Genomic DNA, 17603 nt, shown 5'->3' on the forward strand with positions numbered 1-17603 from the left:
GTTCCGTCACCGGAAGGCCATTTGGACAGCACCTCAATCGCCAAGACCGCGTCGGGAGCCACCATAACCGCCCGCGGATGGACCGTTGACCCGGGGAATCCCAGCGTGTCCAACCCCGTCCACATCTATGTCACAGCGCCCGATGGTAAAACGCTGGGCTATGCCTTCACCACAAACCAACTACGGGCCGACGTCAACACCGCCCTCGGTATCACCGGCAACCACGGGTACGCCGCCGCCATACCCGTCACACAACGTGGCACGTATAACGTCTGCTCCTACGGCATCGCCATCTCGCCGCTATCCAACGGCAACCGACTCCTCGGATGCCAAACTAGGGTTTACTGACCGCGCCGAGGCCGCGGCACCAGCCGGCAGAGAGCCACAGCGAGACTGAAAGGGCCGGATCGTCAATGATCCGGCCCTTTCTGTTGTCCCCGCAGTCATCACGGCAAAACAGTGGCGGGAGGCTGCGACTTCCTGGCGGGGCCGCATCGAGCTCGACCGTCTGGCCGCAGCCGCCAGCTCTCCCACACCTTTCGTTGCGGATGCTGCCGTCTGGCAATTCGGCGCGCAGCCGGGTCACATTGTTGTGACCAGCGGCGCCTTTGCCTTCGGCAGCTCTTTCATCAGCTGGTGCGCCGGCTAGCTCACCGGCGCCAGGGCCGCCGCCAGGGGCAGGGTGCCGTCCCGGAAGTCGATGGTGCGTCCGGCCGTGGAGGGCAGGCCCAGCACCGCCGCCGCGACGAGGGCCACGTTGGCGCGGGCCGTTTCCCCGCCTCCGGAGCCTTCCGCCGGATTGACCTCGATCAGGCCGTTGCCGGGCCCGTCAGTGAGCGCTCCCGGGCCCAGGATGGTCCACTCCAGGTCAGTTCCCCGGAGATAGGCGTCCGCGGCGGACTTGGCCTCGGCGTACGCGAAGAAGCTGTTGTCCTCGGGGACCCCGTGATCGGGCCCGGCGCCGAGGTAGGAGACCATGATGTACCGCCCGACGCCGGCCTGTGCCGCCGCGTCCATCGACCGGATGGCGGCGTCCCGGTCCACGGCGTAGGTCCGCTCCGGGCTCCCGCCGCCGGCACCGGCGGACCAGACCACGGCGTCGTGGTCCCGGAGCGCTTCGGCGATCTCCGCCGTCGTCGAGTGCTCAACATCCAGGACCACGGGAGCGGCGCCCGTGGCCGCGACGTCCTCCCGGTGCGCCGGGTTGCGGATGAACGACGTCACGTCCATACCTTCGGCGGAGAGGATGCGGGAGAGTTCCAGAGCCACTTTGCCGTGGCCGCCAATGATTGCGATTCGCGTCATGGACCCATTCTGTCCCACAACCCCATGTTGCCCTATCACTCTGCGCGGCCAAAAAGCCCGGTTAGGCCCCAGGAGTGACAGCGCAACGGGCCCGGATCACCGGTTCCGGGGGGAACGCAAATGAACTGCCGATCAGTGGCCTCTGCTAGTAGACTCATATCGGCTCTCCAGTCCCCCCAGCTTGGAGAGCCGGGAGCCTCCGCGCTTGAGTCTTTGGACTCGCGCGGAGGCTTTCCTCATATCTGGGGCCATGACGGGCACGCCGGCGGCACTACGCGGCCAGTGGCTAAAGGCCTTTAGAGATGCCGCCCGCGGAGGCAGTTCTCATCATCCGGACGCGGAAGCGCTGCGTCCAAAGCCCCTATCGACGGCGGCCTCCTGGCACCAAACTGAAGCTAACGTGGAAGGACGGCCCTGATGAGCGTTCAGGCGGTTCGAGGCTGGCGCACTTGGATGTGGTGCTTGTGGCTGGTCGCGGCGATGATGATGTTGGCGTTCCTCGACCTGACGGTCTATGGACTGGTGGTGCCCGCCTCAGCGCTGTTGCTGGCCGTGATTTCCGGGCCCGCAGCCTGGCGGCGTCAGGGTATCGATAAATTGGATCTCGCCGTGGTGGCGACCCTCTATATCTCCGTCGTCGCACTGTTCCGGGTGGCCTTTACCGTATTCACTGTTACGAACGTGTTGGGCCTGTTTCTGTGTTTTGCTGCAGGGCTCGTCCTGGGCGTCGCCGGCCCCGTCTTCTACACCGTAAGACGCCGGCGGCCACTCTCCGACCTGGGACTGTCGCTCGGCAACTGGAAGCAGGCCGTAGCCCTGGGAGCGGTTCTGGCGGCCATTCAGTTCGCCATCACGCTCCTCGGGTATCCCCTGCCGGAACCAGCCGGCTGGGTTCCCTTGCTGGTGATGTCTTTGACGGTGGGAGCCTTTGAAACCGTCTTCTTCCGGGGCTTCGTGCAGACCCGCCTCAGTGCCAGTTTCGGCCGGGCCCCCGGCATAGCAGTCGCGGCCGCACTGTACGCCGTTTACCACGTCGGGTACGGGATGAGCAGCGAGGGCATGGTCTTCCTTTTTGGGCTCGGCATCGTCTACGCGGTCGCGTTCGATCTGACCCGTAACGCCCTGGTCCTGTGGCCCTTACTCACTCCATTGGGTTCGTTCTTCAATAACCTCAACACCGGAGACATCGAGCTTCCCTGGGCCGCCATCCTCGGCTTCGCCGACGTGCTGGGCCTCATGGTGGCATCGATTTGGCTGGGTCACAGGCGCCTGCAGCGCAAGGGACAGCAGGGAGAGACGAGCACTGGAAGGCGTGGACAGAGACACGCGCCGTGAGCGGTCACTCGCGGGCTCACCCGGCTCCGTAACCAATGTGCTCTAGGCAAATGGTGCCAATGGGTCTATAAATCATCACGGCAACTGAGTGCGTTGCCGGCCCTCTACCCGGGCGCCGGCAGCTGAAGTTCGCCCGCACCCGAGGGGGCCAACACACCGCCAGCGCGCCGTTGCCGAAGGGAAATCACAACAGCAGGCAGTGCAGACCATAGGAGGTCAAGATGCCAAGTCTAATTCGTAAAAGCCTCGATTCGCCCGAGGAGACGCGTCCCTTCGAAGGTGGTAAGGGTCAACTTCAACTCGTCAACCTGGAACAGGGCGGCGTGGGCCGCGCCACGTTCCTGCCCGGATGGCGTTGGTCCGAGCACGTCAAACCGATCGCCAAAACGGAGAGCTGTCAGGCCTCGCACATGGGATATTTCATCTCCGGTCGAATGAAAGTCGTGATGAACGACGGCGAAGAAATGGAGTATGGGCCGGGAGACTTCGCCATGATGGCACCCGGGCACGATGCCTGGGTGTTGGGAGACGAACCCTGTGTCGTGATCGACTGGCAGGGATTCGTCGACTACGCCAAACCCTGAGCCCAAGGATCCCGCACGCCAGGGATCCAAAGTACGCCTCGGCCAAGGCCCGGGCTTCTCACCACCCCGGCGGCGACACCGATGATCCCCAGGGGCCCCGACCCAGGTATTGCAGGGCCCCGGTCAGCGCCGGCCATCCCCGCCGCATCCCGCGGCGGGGATGAAAGTGGCGCTCCAACTCTCCTCGCCGCGCGGCCAAGTCCTCCCGGCCGGGAGGCCCCTCAGTGGGCCAGTAGCGGCCCTGGGTGCGGAATTGTTGACTACGGTACGGGAGCAAGGCGCCGAGAGTCCCTCGTCGCCTGGCAGCGTCACCAAAAGGGCCGCTGGCGCCCTGTTGAACAGTTGAGGGACGAAGAGCCGGCGGGCCTGTTCCAGCCTTCGGGCAGCTTTGCCCTTTCCCACACGCCGCAAGGTCACAGTTGGGCTCCGAGGCTGAGGCCCTGAGCGCCAATGCTTCTGCCACCGTCCTCCGTGGCGGTGTGGTCACGGCCGATTACTCCGCGCCGCCGCACTGGTGCTGGCAACCTTCCTCCCGAGCGCGGTCCGTCTGCGGCCCTGAACCGATCACCGTCTCTGATCACCGGACATTTACTTGCCAGATACGTCCGTCGCCGCCACCTCAGTTGCAGCCCTAGAGGCCGCCCAATATATCCGTCCCACCCTAAAACAGGGACAGGTAGCGGAACCGCGCCCCTTCCCTAATGGGCTGCTGAAAAGTTAATGTTGGCCATGGCAAAGAAGAGTGACGATGATCTTGTCCTGGTGGTGGCACTCGGGTCGCTTCTCGCCCTGGGGGTGTTTATCTATCTCGTCATCTTCGCTCTGGCCCTGATCATCATCGGCCTGCTTGTGTTCCTGGTCTGGCGCATGGTGCTCCACGCGAAGATGGATCCCAGGGCCAAGCGGCGTCCCGTACCTGCCCCCGGGGCCAAGCGGCGTCCCGTACCTGCCCCCGGGTACAAGCGGAAGTGGACCCCGGCCAACCATCAGGAGACCCTCCTGGACAAGCGGGCATGGGACCGCGCCTTCGCGGAAACCATGGGCCGGGCCGATCCGCCATACAGGCCGACGCCACCCCCGCCGCCCCCGAAGCAGATGACGGACGAGGAGATATTTTCCCGGCTCCGGGACCGGCTGCAGAATCTGAAGTAGCCCGCCGGCCGGGGGTCTACATTGAGTAGTACGGCCGCGCTGGGTGTCCGACGTGTAAGGTGTTCCGCCCCGAGGCGTCGGAACCAGCTGCTAAATCGCGCAGCGGGCCGAAGGAGGGGGAAGGACTGGCGCGAGCGTGGGAGCCACCGGGGCGGAAGAATGAAATATATGCGGAGAATCGTGAAACGGACGAGCGCGCAGCGGTACTGGATCCGCAAGGGCACCAACGAGATAGCGTCCCAGGCCAAGGCACTCCGGGCCACCCGCGGGTCATCTACCTCATGGGCGCCAGCGAAGACTGGCGCAGCTCGCGGGACCTGGCCAGCCTCTTGAAGATGCCGATCAGTCCGTCCCGTAATTCCTGCACGACGGAAAGAAGCCTTGACCGAAGCACTGGTCGCGCGGTTACGCGCGGCCCTGATCCTGATTGGCTCCGGGGCATATCACCCCGGAGGGGTCAAGGGTCCTGGAAAGGATCCTTGACGAAGCCGAAGAGGGTTCGACGCGGTAAATTCCGCTTGTTACCCGAGGGGGCGAAGCCCCCCGAGGTACCGAACGGGGCCTTGACGGTTGATTCCGCTTGTTACCCGAGGGAGGCGGAGCCTCCCGAGGTACCGTACCGAACGGGGCCTTGACGGTTGATTCCGGTTCTGACCCCGGGGGCTCCAAAGCCCCCGGTTGTCGGTTCCGCTTGGCACCCGCAGCTGAAGGAGCGAAGCGACTGAAGCTGCGGCCTGGCGGCCTCCGCTTCAACCCGGTACGGTACGGCCCCGTACGGTACCTCCCCCTACCCCCTCAGGTGGCCATCTGAAGGCCCTCCGTCCCGCTGGCCGTGGTTGCAAGCCGCCGATGACCCTAAAGCCAGCGCACAGGGGCACTCAAGGCCTCGCGTCCGAGTGCGGGGGTCGGGCGGCAAACCATCCCAGTAGCAGCCATTTAACAGCCACCTGCCAGAGAAAGTAGGGAATTTCCGGGAATCCCAGAGACAACTCTCGGAAATCGCTCATCTGCTGTCACAGAAAAACCCCCGGGATCTCAAGGATTCCGGGGGTCTTATCTGGTAGCGGCGGGGAGGCTCGATCTCCCGACCTCACGATTATGAGTCGTGCGCTCTAACCAACTGAGCTACGCCGCCATAAATGAGGAAAACCTGCGCTAAGCCGGTCAAAAACCGCCTTGACACAGGCCCTCATTCAGAGCCCCCCACCGGAATCGATCCGGTGACCTCGTTCTTACCAAGAACGCGCTCTACCACTGAGCTAGGGGGGCAACGAGTAAATACTTTACCGGAAGATTCCGCTCCCAACAAATCGGCGCCGGGGACGCCCTGAAAGCGCCAAAACCGGCGGAAATCCGGGCTCACAGGGGCCTGGCGAGGGTCCGCCGGCAGCCCGGCGACCCCGCCGGACGAGCGGATGTGACCAAGGGAACTTAACGAAGAACGGGCCGGCTGTTGGGCCGGCCCGTTCTCAGGGGTGAATCAGTGCGTTAGCAGCTGACGGTTACCACTTGGTGCGCGGCTTGCGGGCCGCGTCGGAGCCGACGCCACGTTCGTTGCGGTCGCTGAAGGAGCGTCCGCCACGGTCAGCGGAGGTCCGCTCGCCGTCGCTCTTGCGGAATTCGCGCTTGAAGCCGCCGTTGCCCTTGAAGTTGCCACCACGGTCGCCGCCGCCGGAGAACCCGCCACGGTCGCTGCCGCCGGAGTAACCGCCGCGGCTGCCGCCCTGGCCGCCACCCTGGTAGCTGCCGCGCTCGCCGGAGGGCTTGCGGCCGTTGTCCAGCTCGAGGTGGATCAGCTCGCCGCCGATCCGGGTGCGGGACAGGGCCTTCAGCTGGTCGGCGCTCAGGTCCGCCGGAAGCTCCACGAGGGAGTGGTCGGCGCGGATGTCGATGCCGCCGATCTGGGCCGAGGAGATGCCGCCTTCGTTGGCAATGGCGCCAACGATCGAACCCGGCATGACGCGCTGACGGCGTCCGACGGCGATCCGGTAGGTGGCGTTGCCCTCGGTGAGCGTGCGGGTCGGGCCGCGGGAGCCGAAGCCGTCCTTGGCGCGCTCGCGCTTCTGGAATTCAGGAGCAGCAGGCAGTTCCTTGACCAGCAGCGGCTGCCCGCCCTGGGCCATCACGGCCAGTGCGGCGGCGATTTCCGAGGCCGGAACGTTGTGCTCTTCCTCGTAGGAGGCGATGAGGTCGCGGAACGACGAAACATCCTCGGAGGCGAGGGTCTCGGTGATCTTCTCCGCGAACTTGCCCAGGCGCAGGGTGTTGACCGACTCGGCGGTGGGCAGGTGCATCTGCTCCACCGGCTGGCGGGTCGCCTTCTCGATGGACCGCAGCAGGTACTTCTCCCGCGGCGTCATGAACAGGATCGCGTCGCCGGAACGGCCTGCGCGGCCGGTGCGGCCGATGCGGTGCACGTAGGACTCTGTGTCGTGCGGGATGTCGTAGTTGACCACGTGGCTGACGCGCTCAACGTCAAGGCCGCGGGCCGCGACGTCGGTGGCGACCAGGATGTCGATCTTGCCGTCACGCAGGGCCTCGACCGTACGCTCGCGCTGCTGCTGCGGGATGTCGCCGTTGATGGCGGCGGCCTGGAAGCCCCGTGAACGCAGCTTGTCGGCGAGGTCCTCGGTGGCCATCTTGGTCCGGACGAAGGCGATGACGCCTTCGAACGGCTCGACCTCGAGGATGCGGGTCAGCGCATCGAGCTTGTGCGGGCCCATGACCTGCAGGTAGCGCTGGCGGGTGTTGGCGCCCGTGGTGGTCTTGGACTTGACCTGCACCTCGGCCGGGTTGTTCAGGTACTGCTTGGACAGCCGGCGGATCTGGCTCGGCATCGTGGCGGAGAACAGGGCAACCTGGCGGCCCGCGGGGGTCTGCTGGAAGATCTGCTCCACGTCTTCGGCGAAGCCCATGCGGAGCATCTCGTCAGCCTCGTCCAGTACCAGGTACTGGAGTTCGGACAGGTCGAGGGAACCCTTGGTGATGTGGTCGATCACGCGGCCGGGGGTACCGACAACAACCTGGGCCCCGCGGCGCAGGCCGTTGAGCTGGGGGCCGTAGGCGGAGCCGCCGTACACCGGCAGGACGGTGAAGTCGTCGATGTGCTTGGCGTAGGAGGTGAAGGCCTCGGCGACCTGAAGGGCGAGCTCACGGGTCGGAGCGAGCACCAGGGCCTGGGTCTTGCGGGACGGGCCGTTGAGGTCGTGGAGCTCGGCCAGACGGGACAGCGCCGGTACTGCGAATGCTGCAGTCTTACCGGTGCCGGTCTGGGCCAGGCCCACGACGTCGCGGCCTTCGAGCAGCAGCGGGATGGTTGCTGCCTGGATCGGGGACGGCTTCTCGTAGCCAACGTCCTGCAGGGCAGCAAGGACGCGGCCGTCGATGCCGAGGTCCACGAACTTGACGCCTTCTTCTTCGGCGTCTTCTTCCTTCGCGGGGGCAGCCGGGGCTTCGGCCTTCGGTGCTTCGGCGGCAGCCGGAGCGTCGGCCTGCGGTGCGGCTTCGGCAGCAGCCGGAGCGTCGTTGTTCGCAGGAGCCTCGGTGAATACCGGGGCGGAGCCGGCTGCGGGGGCAGCCGTTTCAGAAGTCTCGACGTCGATGTTGACGGTTTCGGTTTCGACGGAGTTGTTCTGATTTTCGGGCATAGGTGAAATATCCTCATCCATAGGGGCCAAGCGGCACAACCCGAGGTGAGCGGAGCCGCAGTACGCGTGACCGAAATCGCCGGGCATACTTTGACCGGCCGGTCACATAGAAGCCCGGCGCTTTCGCAATCCCGTGGCAGGACTTCCCGCTGCATCTCTTGGCTGCTATCCCAGCAGTCTGTACAGCGTTTTCTTTAGCCGGCTCTCCCTATGAAAATGCCCGCATCTCAATGCGCGGGCCCCAACACTTACCAGTCTTGCCTCAAGAATTGGGCAGGAAATAAGGGATTTCCGGAGTGGGGGATAGTTCAATTGTAGGGCATGGATCCGCGCATGGGTAACTCAGGGGCTTACGACGGCGGTGATCCTGCGCACACGGGCGCCTGTCCCGCTACACCCCGAGGCTGCGCTGAAGCTTCGCGAACTCCCCGTGGTACTCGGGTTGGAGGCGGATCTCGCCGTCGGCGTCGGCGTCCCGCAGGGCCTCCATGTCCTCGACCGTGGGGTCGCTGAACCACTTGCCGATGGTCACCCCGTGGGTGGGGACGAAGATCCGGTGGATGTGGTCGCCGGCCTGGATGCTGCCCACCCGCACCACCCGCAGATAGGTCCCCACCCGCCCGGCATCGCCGAACCGCTTGACCCAGTGCGGTTCATGCATCCGGCGCTGGAACGTCGCGCAGGGGGTGCGGGGCGAGGTCACTTCGACTTCGACGTCGAGTCCGATCTTCCAGCGTTCGCCGATGATTGCGTCGGTGGCGCTGATGCCGGCAATACGCAGGTTCTCCCCGAAGATCCCCGGCGGCAGGTCACGGCCGAGCTCCGCGGCCCAGTAGTCCGCGTCGTCCTGGGAGTAGGCGTAAAGCGCCTGGTCCTCGCCGCCGTGGTGGACGCGGCTGGCCTGGACGTCGCCGCGCAGCCCGAGCCTGTGCACCCTGACCGGCCCGGCCACGGGACGCTTGTCGATCGCTGTGACGCCCACGGTTCCGGGGTCGTCCAGCAACTGGTGTACGCGGCAGACGGCGAGCACAGAAGCGGTGTCCATGGCACCAGTGTAGGCCTGGGCCCCCGGGGCCGCCCACGGGACATGTCCCCCGCACGCCACACAAACCCGCGGCCCGGGACCCCTGCGGCCCCGAAACCGGTCCGGCTCCGGACCCGCGCGACGCTCCAGCCCAGTTACATTCCGGCGCAGCCCCCGATTCCCCGGCGACACCGGCGTGTTGGCCGGGATCCGGGCCCGTGTCCGGAAGTAACTGGGCGGGAAGGCCGGGCCGGCGGCCGCGCCGAGACCGTAGGATGCTGAAATGAGCACCGAGGCTGGTTTTCCCTCTGGATCTGACGTTTCCGACGTGTCCGACATCCTGGCAATCGATTCCCTGCTGAGCGCCGGCGAACTGGCCCTCCGGGAGCGGGTCCGCGATTTCACCGAGCAGCGGATCCGTCCCGGCATCGCCGGCTGGTACGAGGACGGCGTCTTCCCGCTGGAGCTGGCCCCCGAACTGGGGGAACTCGGTGTCCTCGGGATGCATCTGGAGGGCTACGGCTGCCCGGGCCGCTCCGCCGTTGAATACGGCCTGGCGGCGATGGAACTGGAGGCCGGCGATTCCGGGATCCGGACCTTCGTCTCCGTGCAGGGCTCGCTGGCCATGACAGCCATCCACAAGTGGGGCTCCGAGGAGCAGAAGCAGGAGTGGCTCCCCCGGATGGCCGCCGGCGAAATAATCGGCAGCTTCGCGCTGACCGAGCCCACCGCCGGCTCGGACCCGGCCTCCATGCAGACCTTCGCCCGCCGCGACGGCTCGGGCGACGACGCCGGCTGGATCCTGGACGGCACCAAACGCTGGATCGGGCTCGCCTCGGTGGCCGACGTGCTGGTGGTCTGGGCCATGACCGACGACGGTGTCCGCGGCTTCCTGGTCCCCGCCCGCACCCCCGGGGTCACCGCGACAACGATCGGACAGAAGCTCTCGATGCGCGCCTCGATCCAGTGTGATGTCGCGTTCGACGGCGTCCGGCTGGCTCCGGAGGCCCTGCTTCCGGCAGCCCGCGGGCTGCGTGGGCCGTTCAGCTGCCTGAACGAGGCCCGCTACGGGATCGCGTGGGGAGCGATGGGCGCGGCCCGGGACTCCTACGAGGCCGCGCTGAAGTATTCGCAGGAGCGGCTGCAGTTCGGCAAGCCCCTCGCCGGCTACCAGCTGACCCAGGAGAAGCTCGTGAACATGCTGCTCGAGATCCAGAAAGGCACACTCGTGGCGCTGCAGCTGGGACGGCTCAAGGATGCCGGGAAACTGCGGCCCGAGCAGATCTCGCTGGGCAAACTGAACAACGTTCGTGAGGCGATCGCGATCGCCCGCGAGGCCCGGACCATCCTGGGCGGGAACGGGATCACCCTGGACTACTCCCCGCTCCGGCACGCCGCCAACCTGGAGTCCGTGCGCACCTACGAGGGCACCGACGAGGTGCACACCCTGGTCCTGGGCCAGCACATCACCGGGCTGGCCGCCTTCCGCTAGCCCGGGCGGTCAGGCGGAGAAGCCGCCGTCGGCCTTGACCAGCTGGCCGGACACCCAGCGCCCGTCGGGTGAGAGCAGGAACGCTACCGTCCCGGCCACATCCGCCGGGGTGCCGAGCCGGCCGCCGGGCTGGCGCCGGGCCAGTTCTTCGCGCAGCGTCCGGTCCATCCAGCCGGTGTCCACCGGGCCGGGATTGAGCACGTTGGCGCTGATTCCCATTGGTCCGAGTTCCCGCGCGGCCGCGGTCACGATCCGGTCCAGCGCGCCCTTGGATGCGCCATAGGGCAGGTTGAAGGCGGTGTGGTCGCTGGTCAGGGCCACGATGGCGCCGCCCTCGGGCGGGGCCTGCCGGGCAAACGCCGCGATCAGCTGCCAGCTGGCGCGGGTGTTGACGGCGAAATGCCGCTCGAAGCTTTCCAGGGACGTGTCCAGGATGCCGGAGTCCACGGATTCAGCGTGGCTGAGCACCATCCCCTGCAGCGGCCCAGCCTCAGCCGCGACGGCCGCCATCAGCCCGTCCACGGCCTGCGGGTCCTGGAAATCTGCCGGCAGCGCGACGACGGCGGCGCCGGCGGTCCGGAGTTCCGCGGTGAGCCGTCCGACGTCGTCAGGCTGGACGCCCCACGGCATCCGGGCGTCGTAGTCCTGCCAGTAAGTCAGCACGAGGTCCCAGCCGTCGGCCGCCAGCCGGCGCGCGATGCCCGCACCGATTCCCGCCAGCCGGCCGACGCCGGTCACCAGGACAGTTTTGCGGTGCGCCGGGGGCGCCGGAGGCCGGTGTTCGGGAGGCTGGGGCGCGGCAGGCGGCACAGCGGGCGGGGTGGCATCCATGCGGACCAGCCTAGCGGCAGGTTTTCCCGCGGCAGGTTTTCCCGCGGCAGGTTTTCCCGCGGCAGGTTTCCTGCGGACGGCGCCCCGCGTCAGGCTTCCCTGGACGGGGCCAACCCCGGACCCATTCCCGCGGATCCGGCCCCTTGGTTGCCGCGGCCGGTTAGGCCGGGACGGGCGCGGGCTTCTTGGCGGCGGTGTCCTTGCGGATGGTCGCGCTGATGACGGCGGCGATCGTGCACATCGCGGCGGCGCCGAACCAGGCGTAGGTGTAGTGTCCGGTGGCGTCCCGGACGGCGCCGGCGGCCAGAGCCGCGGCGGCCGCCCCGAGCTGGTGGGCGGCGAAGACCCAGCCGAACACGACGCTGCCGTCCGCGCCGAAGACCTCGCGGCAGATGGCGGCGGTCGGCGGCACGGTGGCGACCCAGTCCAGCCCGTAGATCACCACGAACACGATCATGCTGGGCTGGACGGTCGCGCTCAGCAGCAGCGGCAGGACCAGCAGGCCAATGCCGCGGAACTGGTAGTAGACCGCGAGCAGGATCCGGGGATTGAAGCGGTCGGTGAGCCAGCCGGAGGCGATCGTCCCCACGATGTCGAAGATCCCGACGACGGCCAGCAGGCCCGCCGCCGTCGTCGTCGACATCCCGTGATCGTGGGCGGAGGGGATGAAATGCGTGCCGATCAGGCCGTTGGTGGTCGCGCCGCAGATCGCGAACCCGGCGGCGAGCGCCCAGAACGTCCGCACCCTGCTGGCCCGCTTGAGCACCTGCAGCGCACGGACCGCGGCATTCCGGCTCGGTTCCTCGGCTCCGGCGGCGCCCGCGGGGCCCGGTCCTGCGGTGCCGGCGGCGCCCGGCCCGGCGCCCGGCCCGGCGGCGGGCACGGTCCCCGCGTCGGCACCGTAGGGCAGCACCCCGGCCTCGGCCGGTGAGTTCTTCAGGAACTTCAGCACCAGCGGCACCACGGCCAGGGCGCCGGCGGCGATCAGCAGCGACGCCTGCCGCCACCCCGCATCCTGGGCGAGGGCGGCGATGAACGGCAGGAAGACCAGCTGTCCCGCGGCACTGCCGGCGGTGAGGATGCCGATCACCAGGCCGCGGCTCTTGACGAACCAGGTGTTGGCGATGGTCGCCGCGAAGACCAGCGCCATGGACCCGGTCCCGAGCCCGATCAGCAGCCCCCAGGTCAGCAGGATCTGCCAGGACTCGTTGACCAGCACGGTCAGGGCGCTGCCGGCCCCGATCAGCACCAGCGCCACGGACGTGACAATGCGGACGCCGAAGCGTTCCATCAGGGCCGCGGCGAAGGGGGCGGTGAGGCCGAAGAGCACCAGGTTGATGCTGACCGCGGCCGAGAGCACCGTGGTGGACCAGCCGAATTCGCTCTGCAGCGGCACCATCAGCACCCCCGGCGCGGCACGGAAGCCCGCGGCGCCGACGAGTGCGAGGAAGGCGACCGCGGCGACGATCCAGGCGGGGTGGATCCGCCGTTTGGGCGCGGGCAACAGAGTGGTTTCGGGGGCGCTCATGCGGCGGGTCCGTTCAGGTGGGCGGCGGCGTCGGACGGGACCGGGACCGGGAGTGTAGTACCGGCCGGGGTCGGGGGCGCAGCCGGCGCGGCGGCGAGGATCACAGGTTCCGGGGTCCGGCTCAGGCTGTGCCAGCTCGTGTTGCGGGCCGTGAGCCGCTCCCCGCATACGGTGCAGCTGTCCGCGGAGGTCGTGCGCGATCCGCAACCGGTGTGGATCACGAACATGTGGGCCCGCTCGGACGGCGCCGGCAGATGCTTTTCGGCCCAGAGCACGACGGCGTTCAGCACCGGCAGGGCGTCCTCCCCCATCGCGGTAAGCACGTACTCCTGGCGGGTGCGGCCGCCGTCGTCGTACGGCTGCCGGCTGAGCAGCCCGGCGTCGACGAGTGCCGTGAGGCGTTTGGTGAGGACGGAATCCGCGGCCCCGAGCCGGGACTTGATGGCGTCGAAGCGGCCGTTGCCGAAGAAGACCTCACGCAGGACGAGCATGCCCCACGGGTCGCCGAGGATGTCCAGGCCGCGGGCCATGCTGCAGCTCCGTTGGGACCAGTCAGATCGAAGTGCCATGCCGACAAAGCTAGCTGACTATCTTCAAGAAAGCTAGAGGGATCTCTACCGGCTGGCCGGCGGGGCCGGCGGGACGGGCGGGCTAGGGTCGAATGCTGATCCCCGGGCGGAGCGCGGCGCGGGAGGGCCGGTAGGCCAGCGCCCAGAACACCAGCATGGCGATCCCGCAGAGCACACCGAGGCTCGCCACGATCAGCTGCCATTGGGTCTGCGGGTCCTTGCCCCATTCGGCCGCCCCGGCCATGACGGACAGATACTTGGGCGTCAGGTAGAAGGCCAGGGCCGAGAACGCGACGGTTATCCAGCCGGCGAGGCGCATCCGGCCGTTCCGGGACGGCACCCGGTGGATCGCGAAGCCCATGCAGGGCAGCGCCACGGCCATCCACACCCAGTGGTGGGACCAGGACACCGGGCTGATCAGGAGCATCAGTACCGCGGTGGCCGAGACCGCGACGAAGTTCTCGTCCGCGTCCACGGCCCAGGCGATCACGAGCGCGGCCACGGCGGCCAGGGCCAGGGAGAGCACCAGCCACAGCATGCTGGTCAGGCCGGAGTCCGGGAGTCCCAGGTGCAGCAGCAGGCCCTTGACCGAGAGGTTGTCCACGTAGGCCGGCCCGCCGATCCGTCCGGTGTCCGGCAGGATCTTGGTCCAGAAGGTGTGCGAGGCCGTGGGCAGGATGGCCCAGGCAAGGCCGATCGAGCCGAAGAAGCCGGCTGCCATCCAGCCGAGCGCCTTGAAGTCGCGGCGGACCAGGAAATACAGCCCGAACGCCAGCGGGGTCAGCTTGATCCCGGCCGCGACGCCGATCAGCAGCCCCGCAGGCCAGCGGATCTCCCCGGCCCGGGCTTTGCCGTAGAGCGCGAAGTCGGCGAGGATCAGGCCCATCAGGATGATGTTGATCTGGCCGAAGTCGAAGGTGTCCCGCCACGGGCCCAGGAGCAGGATCGCGGCCGTGCCGGCCAGGGCCACGGCCCGGAAGCGCCAGTCGGCGAACGCGTTCCGCCAGCCGCCGAGCCGGAAGTAGTGCCGCGCGAGCCAGGCGGACACGGTCGCGGCCCCCAGCAGCGCCGTGCTGATGAACACGAGGCCGCCGCCGTCCTGGCCCAGAGTCGCCATCGCCGCGAACAGCAGCGCCGCGAACGGCGGGTAGGTGAACGGCAGCCCGTCCCGCGGCGCGTAGAGCTCGTTGACGCCGGTCTCCCCGGTCTGCAGCACCCGGCTGCCGCCGTAGAAGTACACCTCGAAGTCGTTCATCAGCGGGATGTAGGACGAGTACAGCACCACCAGGGCGAGGACGACGGCGAGCGCGCCGGCCGCCGTCGCGAGCCAGCCGCGCATGGTGGAGGGCGTGGCCCTGATGGTGGTGGTGGTCACGGGTGCTTAGCTGCCTGACTCGCCGGCGCCGGAGCCGAGCTGAGCGAAGGCCTGCTCGAGGTCGGCGATCAGGTCCTCGACGTCCTCGATGCCGCAGGAGAGCCGGATCAGGTTGACCGGGACGGCGAGTTCGGTGCCCTTGACCGAGGCGTGCGTCATTTCCGAGGGGTAGTTCATCAGCGATTCGATCCCGCCGAGCGACTCGGCCAGGGTGAACACGGAGGTGGACTCGGCCACCTTGCGTGCCGCCGCCTCGCCGCCCTTGAACTGTACGGAGATCATGCCGCCGAACTTCTTCATCTGCTTTTTGGCGAGCTCGTGCCCGGGGTGGGAGGGCAGGCCCGGGTACAGCACGGCCTCGACCTCGGGGCGCTGCAGCAGCCATTCGGCCACGGCCTGCGCGTTGTCGCTGTGCCGGTCCATGCGGACGCCGAGGGTCTTGAGGCCGCGGGTGGTCAGGAAGGCGTCCATCGGGCCGGAGATGGCGCCGACGGCGAACTGCACGAAGCCGATCTTCTCGGCCAGCTCCGCGTCGTTGACGATGATGGCGCCGCCGACGACGTCGGAGTGCCCGCCGATGTACTTGGTGGTGGAGTGCACCACGATGTCGGCGCCGAGGGCCAGCGGGGTCTGCAGGTACGGCGAGGCGAAGGTGTTGTCCACCACGAGGAGGGCGCCGGCGTCGTGCGCCAGCTTGGCGAGGGCCGCGATGTCGGTGATCTTCATCATCGGGTTCGACGGCGTCTCCACCCACACGAGGCGGGTCTTGCCCCCGTTTGAACCACCCGCCGCCACGGCCGTCGCGACGGCCTCAAGGTTGGACATGTCCACCGGGGTGTTGCCGATGCCCCACTCCCCCAGCACCCGGGCGATCAGCCGGTAGGTGCCGCCGTAGGCGTCATTGCCGAGCACGATGTGGTCCCCCGGGCGGGTGAGCGCGCGGATCATCGAGTCCTCGGCGGCGAGGCCGGAGCTGAAGGAGAACGCGGCGGTCCCGCCCTCAAGGGCGGCGAGCTGTTCCTGCAGCGAGTCGCGGGTGGGGTTGGTGCCCCGGCCGTATTCGTAGCCGGCCCGCAGCACGCCGATCGCTTCCTGGGCGTAGGTGGTGGAGAAGTGCACGGGCGGCACGACGGCGCCGGTGCGCGGCTCGAACTCCTGGCCGGCGTGCACGGCGCGGGTGTTGAAGCCGGTGGTGGGTGCGGCGGAGCTTTCTGGCAAAGACATGTGCGTTCCTTTCGGCCGGCGGCCGGCGCCCCCGGAAGGGCGGTCCGGCTGCCGGGTCAGTTGCTGAGGTCAGTTGCGGGCGTCAGTGGCTTCAGTTGCTCAGGTAGGCGAGGAGGTCGTGGCGGGTCAGGATCCCCACCGGAGCTCCGACGAACGTCACCATGAGGGTGTCCGCGTCGGAGAGGAGTTCGCGGGCCGTCTGGATCGATTCGAGCGATCCGATCACCGGCAGCCGGGCCTCCATGTGTTCGGAGATCTTGTCCGAGAGTTTGGCCTCGCCGCGGAACAGCTTGGCGGTCAGGGTGCGCTCGTCGACGGCGCCGAGGACCTCGCCCATCACCACGGGCGGTTCCTGGGAGAGCACCGGGATGTGGGAGACGCCGAACTCGTTCATGATGTTGATGACGTCGCGGACGCTCTCGTTCGGGTGGATGTGCACCAGGTCCGGCAGCTCCCCGGTCTTGGCCTTGAGGATCTCGCCCACGGAGGCGTCGTCGCCGCTGGCCAGGAAGCCGTAGGAGCGCATCCACTGGTCGTTGAAGATCTTGGCCAGGTAGCCGCGGCCGGAGTCCGGCAGGATCACGACGACGACGGCGTCGTCCGGCAGGTCCTTGGCGACCCGCAGGGCGGCGACGACGGCCATGCCGGAGGACCCGCCCACGAGCAGGCCTTCCTCGCGGGCCAGCCGCCGCGTCATCTCGAAGGAGTCTGCGTCACTGACGGCGATGACGTCGTCCGGGACGGACTTGTCGTAGTTGGCGGGCCACATGTCCTCGCCGACACCCTCGACGAAGTACGGCCGGCCGGTGCCGCCGGAGTAGACCGAACCTGCCGGGTCCGCGCCGATGATCTTGACCACGCCGCCGTCGGCCTCCGCGCGGTGGGCGGAGACCTCCTTGAGGAACCGGCCGGTGCCGGTGATGGTGCCGCCGGTGCCGGCGCCGATCACGCAGTGTGTGATCCGGCCGTCCGTGTCGCGCCAGATTTCCGGGCCGGTGGTTTCGTAGTGGCTGGCCGGGGCGGCCGGGTTGGAGAACTGGTCGGGCTTGTAGGCGCCGGGGATCTCGGTGACGAGCCGGTCCGAGACGCCGTAGTAGCTCTGCGGGCTGTCGGGCGGGACGGCGGTGGGCGTCACCACGACCTCGGCGCCGTAGGCCTGGAGCACGGCGCGCTTGTCCTCGCCGACCTTGTCCGGCACCACGAAGATGCAGCGGTAGCCCTTCTGCTGGGCCACGAGGGCCAGGCCGACGCCGGTGTTGCCGGAGGTGGGTTCCACGATGGTGCCGCCGGGCAGGAGCTTGCCGGTGCGTTCGGCCTCCTCGATCATCTTCACCGCGATGCGGTCCTTGATGGAACCGCCGGGGTTCAGGTATTCCAGCTTCACCAGGACCGTGGCCCCGATGCCGTCGGTGACGTGGTGCAGTTTGACGAGCGGCGTATTGCCGATGAGGTCCAGAACGGACTGGGCGTACTTCATAGGTACAAAGTTACCGTCTCCGGCCGCATGGGGCGGTCCCGGGCGCGGCGGGGCGGCCCG

Annotated in this window: 13 protein-coding genes, 2 tRNA genes and 1 pseudogene; 5 read left to right on the top strand and 11 right to left on the bottom strand. The window is 68.0% G+C overall.

Features of this window, described 5'->3' with window-relative positions:
- Positions 1 to 348: pseudogene (locus J2W14_RS07510) on the top strand (lysozyme); the annotation flags it as partial.
- A gap of 297 nt (positions 349 to 645) precedes the next feature.
- Here J2W14_RS07510 and J2W14_RS07515 read toward each other — a convergent pair.
- Entirely contained in the window at positions 646 to 1305 is a 660-nt protein-coding gene (locus J2W14_RS07515) for an SDR family oxidoreductase (RefSeq protein WP_307460652.1), read from the bottom strand.
- Between the two features lie 417 nt (positions 1306 to 1722).
- Here J2W14_RS07515 and J2W14_RS07520 point away from each other — a divergent pair, with 417 nt between their 5' ends.
- From J2W14_RS07520 to J2W14_RS07530, 3 genes are all read left to right on the top strand, one after another.
- Positions 1723 to 2640 carry a CPBP family intramembrane glutamic endopeptidase gene (locus J2W14_RS07520; RefSeq protein WP_307460655.1) on the top strand — a complete coding sequence of 306 codons (918 nt, stop codon included), beginning with the start codon at positions 1723 to 1725 and terminating at the stop codon, positions 2638 to 2640.
- A 221-nt stretch (positions 2641 to 2861) separates the two neighbouring features.
- Positions 2862 to 3224 (top strand): cupin domain-containing protein, encoded by a 363-nt coding sequence (locus J2W14_RS07525; protein ID WP_307460657.1) that lies wholly within the window; start codon positions 2862 to 2864, stop codon positions 3222 to 3224.
- Positions 3225 to 3953: 729 nt separating this feature from the next.
- Positions 3954 to 4376: a hypothetical protein gene (locus J2W14_RS07530; RefSeq protein WP_307460660.1), complete on the top strand. Its 423-nt coding sequence runs from the start codon at positions 3954 to 3956 to the stop codon at positions 4374 to 4376.
- A 1058-nt stretch (positions 4377 to 5434) separates the two neighbouring features.
- Here the strand turns inward: J2W14_RS07530 and J2W14_RS07535 are convergent.
- The 4 genes from J2W14_RS07535 to J2W14_RS07550 form a co-directional block, all read right to left on the bottom strand.
- Positions 5435 to 5511, bottom strand: a tRNA-Met gene (locus J2W14_RS07535).
- A 62-nt stretch (positions 5512 to 5573) separates the two neighbouring features.
- A tRNA-Thr gene (locus J2W14_RS07540) sits at positions 5574 to 5645 on the bottom strand.
- A 233-nt stretch (positions 5646 to 5878) separates the two neighbouring features.
- A complete protein-coding gene (locus J2W14_RS07545) occupies positions 5879 to 8023 on the bottom strand; it encodes a DEAD/DEAH box helicase (RefSeq protein ID WP_307460663.1) in 2145 nt (714 codons plus the stop codon).
- Positions 8024 to 8414: 391 nt separating this feature from the next.
- Complete coding sequence (locus J2W14_RS07550; protein WP_307460666.1) at positions 8415 to 9068, bottom strand: MOSC domain-containing protein; 654 nt, start codon at positions 9066 to 9068, stop codon at positions 8415 to 8417.
- 262 nt (positions 9069 to 9330) lie between these two features.
- Between J2W14_RS07550 and J2W14_RS07555 the strand changes: the two genes are divergently transcribed.
- Positions 9331 to 10539 (top strand): acyl-CoA dehydrogenase family protein, encoded by a 1209-nt coding sequence (locus J2W14_RS07555; RefSeq protein WP_307460670.1) that lies wholly within the window; start codon positions 9331 to 9333, stop codon positions 10537 to 10539.
- A 9-nt stretch (positions 10540 to 10548) separates the two neighbouring features.
- Here J2W14_RS07555 and J2W14_RS07560 read toward each other — a convergent pair whose 3' ends face one another.
- The 6 genes from J2W14_RS07560 to J2W14_RS07585 all read right to left on the bottom strand — a co-directional run bounded on the left by J2W14_RS07560 (position 10549) and on the right by J2W14_RS07585 (position 17543).
- On the bottom strand, positions 10549 to 11370 hold the full coding sequence (locus J2W14_RS07560; RefSeq protein ID WP_307460674.1) for an SDR family oxidoreductase: 822 nt from the start codon (positions 11368 to 11370) through the stop codon (positions 10549 to 10551).
- A 160-nt stretch (positions 11371 to 11530) separates the two neighbouring features.
- On the bottom strand, positions 11531 to 12898 hold the full coding sequence (locus tag J2W14_RS07565; RefSeq protein ID WP_307460677.1) for an MFS transporter: 1368 nt from the start codon (positions 12896 to 12898) through the stop codon (positions 11531 to 11533).
- On the bottom strand, positions 12895 to 13467 hold the full coding sequence (locus J2W14_RS07570; protein ID WP_307460681.1) for a winged helix-turn-helix transcriptional regulator: 573 nt from the start codon (positions 13465 to 13467) through the stop codon (positions 12895 to 12897). The genes J2W14_RS07565 and J2W14_RS07570 overlap by 4 nt, the downstream gene beginning before the upstream one ends.
- An 82-nt stretch (positions 13468 to 13549) precedes the next feature.
- On the bottom strand, positions 13550 to 14842 hold the full coding sequence (locus J2W14_RS07575; protein WP_307460685.1) for a glycosyltransferase 87 family protein: 1293 nt from the start codon (positions 14840 to 14842) through the stop codon (positions 13550 to 13552).
- A gap of 6 nt (positions 14843 to 14848) precedes the next feature.
- The gene (locus J2W14_RS07580) at positions 14849 to 16066 is read right to left on the bottom strand and encodes a cystathionine gamma-synthase (RefSeq protein WP_307460688.1); all 1218 of its coding nucleotides are present in this window, start codon (positions 16064 to 16066) and stop codon (positions 14849 to 14851) included.
- A gap of 91 nt (positions 16067 to 16157) precedes the next feature.
- Complete coding sequence (locus J2W14_RS07585) at positions 16158 to 17543, bottom strand: cystathionine beta-synthase (RefSeq protein WP_307460691.1); 1386 nt, start codon at positions 17541 to 17543, stop codon at positions 16158 to 16160.
- Positions 17544 to 17603: the final 60 nt, after the last annotated feature.

Source organism: Pseudarthrobacter oxydans (assembly GCF_030812335.1).
Lineage (GTDB): Bacteria > Actinomycetota > Actinomycetes > Actinomycetales > Micrococcaceae > Arthrobacter > Arthrobacter oxydans_B.

Excerpts from the sequence above, each read along its gene's own strand:
- J2W14_RS07515 (WP_307460652.1), bottom strand. The coding sequence starts at position 1,305 with ATGACGCGAATCGCAATCATTGGCGGCCACGGCAAAGTGGCTCTGGAA.
- J2W14_RS07520 (WP_307460655.1), top strand. The coding sequence starts at position 1,723 with ATGAGCGTTCAGGCGGTTCGAGGCTGGCGCACTTGGATGTGGTGCTTG.
- J2W14_RS07525 (WP_307460657.1), top strand. The coding sequence starts at position 2,862 with ATGCCAAGTCTAATTCGTAAAAGCCTCGATTCGCCCGAGGAGACGCGT.
- J2W14_RS07530 (WP_307460660.1), top strand. The coding sequence starts at position 3,954 with ATGGCAAAGAAGAGTGACGATGATCTTGTCCTGGTGGTGGCACTCGGG.
- J2W14_RS07545 (WP_307460663.1), bottom strand. The coding sequence starts at position 8,023 with ATGCCCGAAAATCAGAACAACTCCGTCGAAACCGAAACCGTCAACATC.
- J2W14_RS07550 (WP_307460666.1), bottom strand. The coding sequence starts at position 9,068 with ATGGACACCGCTTCTGTGCTCGCCGTCTGCCGCGTACACCAGTTGCTG.
- J2W14_RS07555 (WP_307460670.1), top strand. The coding sequence starts at position 9,331 with ATGAGCACCGAGGCTGGTTTTCCCTCTGGATCTGACGTTTCCGACGTG.
- J2W14_RS07560 (WP_307460674.1), bottom strand. The coding sequence starts at position 11,370 with ATGGATGCCACCCCGCCCGCTGTGCCGCCTGCCGCGCCCCAGCCTCCC.
- J2W14_RS07565 (WP_307460677.1), bottom strand. The coding sequence starts at position 12,898 with ATGAGCGCCCCCGAAACCACTCTGTTGCCCGCGCCCAAACGGCGGATC.
- J2W14_RS07570 (WP_307460681.1), bottom strand. The coding sequence starts at position 13,467 with ATGGCACTTCGATCTGACTGGTCCCAACGGAGCTGCAGCATGGCCCGC.
- J2W14_RS07580 (WP_307460688.1), bottom strand. The coding sequence starts at position 16,066 with ATGTCTTTGCCAGAAAGCTCCGCCGCACCCACCACCGGCTTCAACACC.
- J2W14_RS07585 (WP_307460691.1), bottom strand. The coding sequence starts at position 17,543 with ATGAAGTACGCCCAGTCCGTTCTGGACCTCATCGGCAATACGCCGCTC.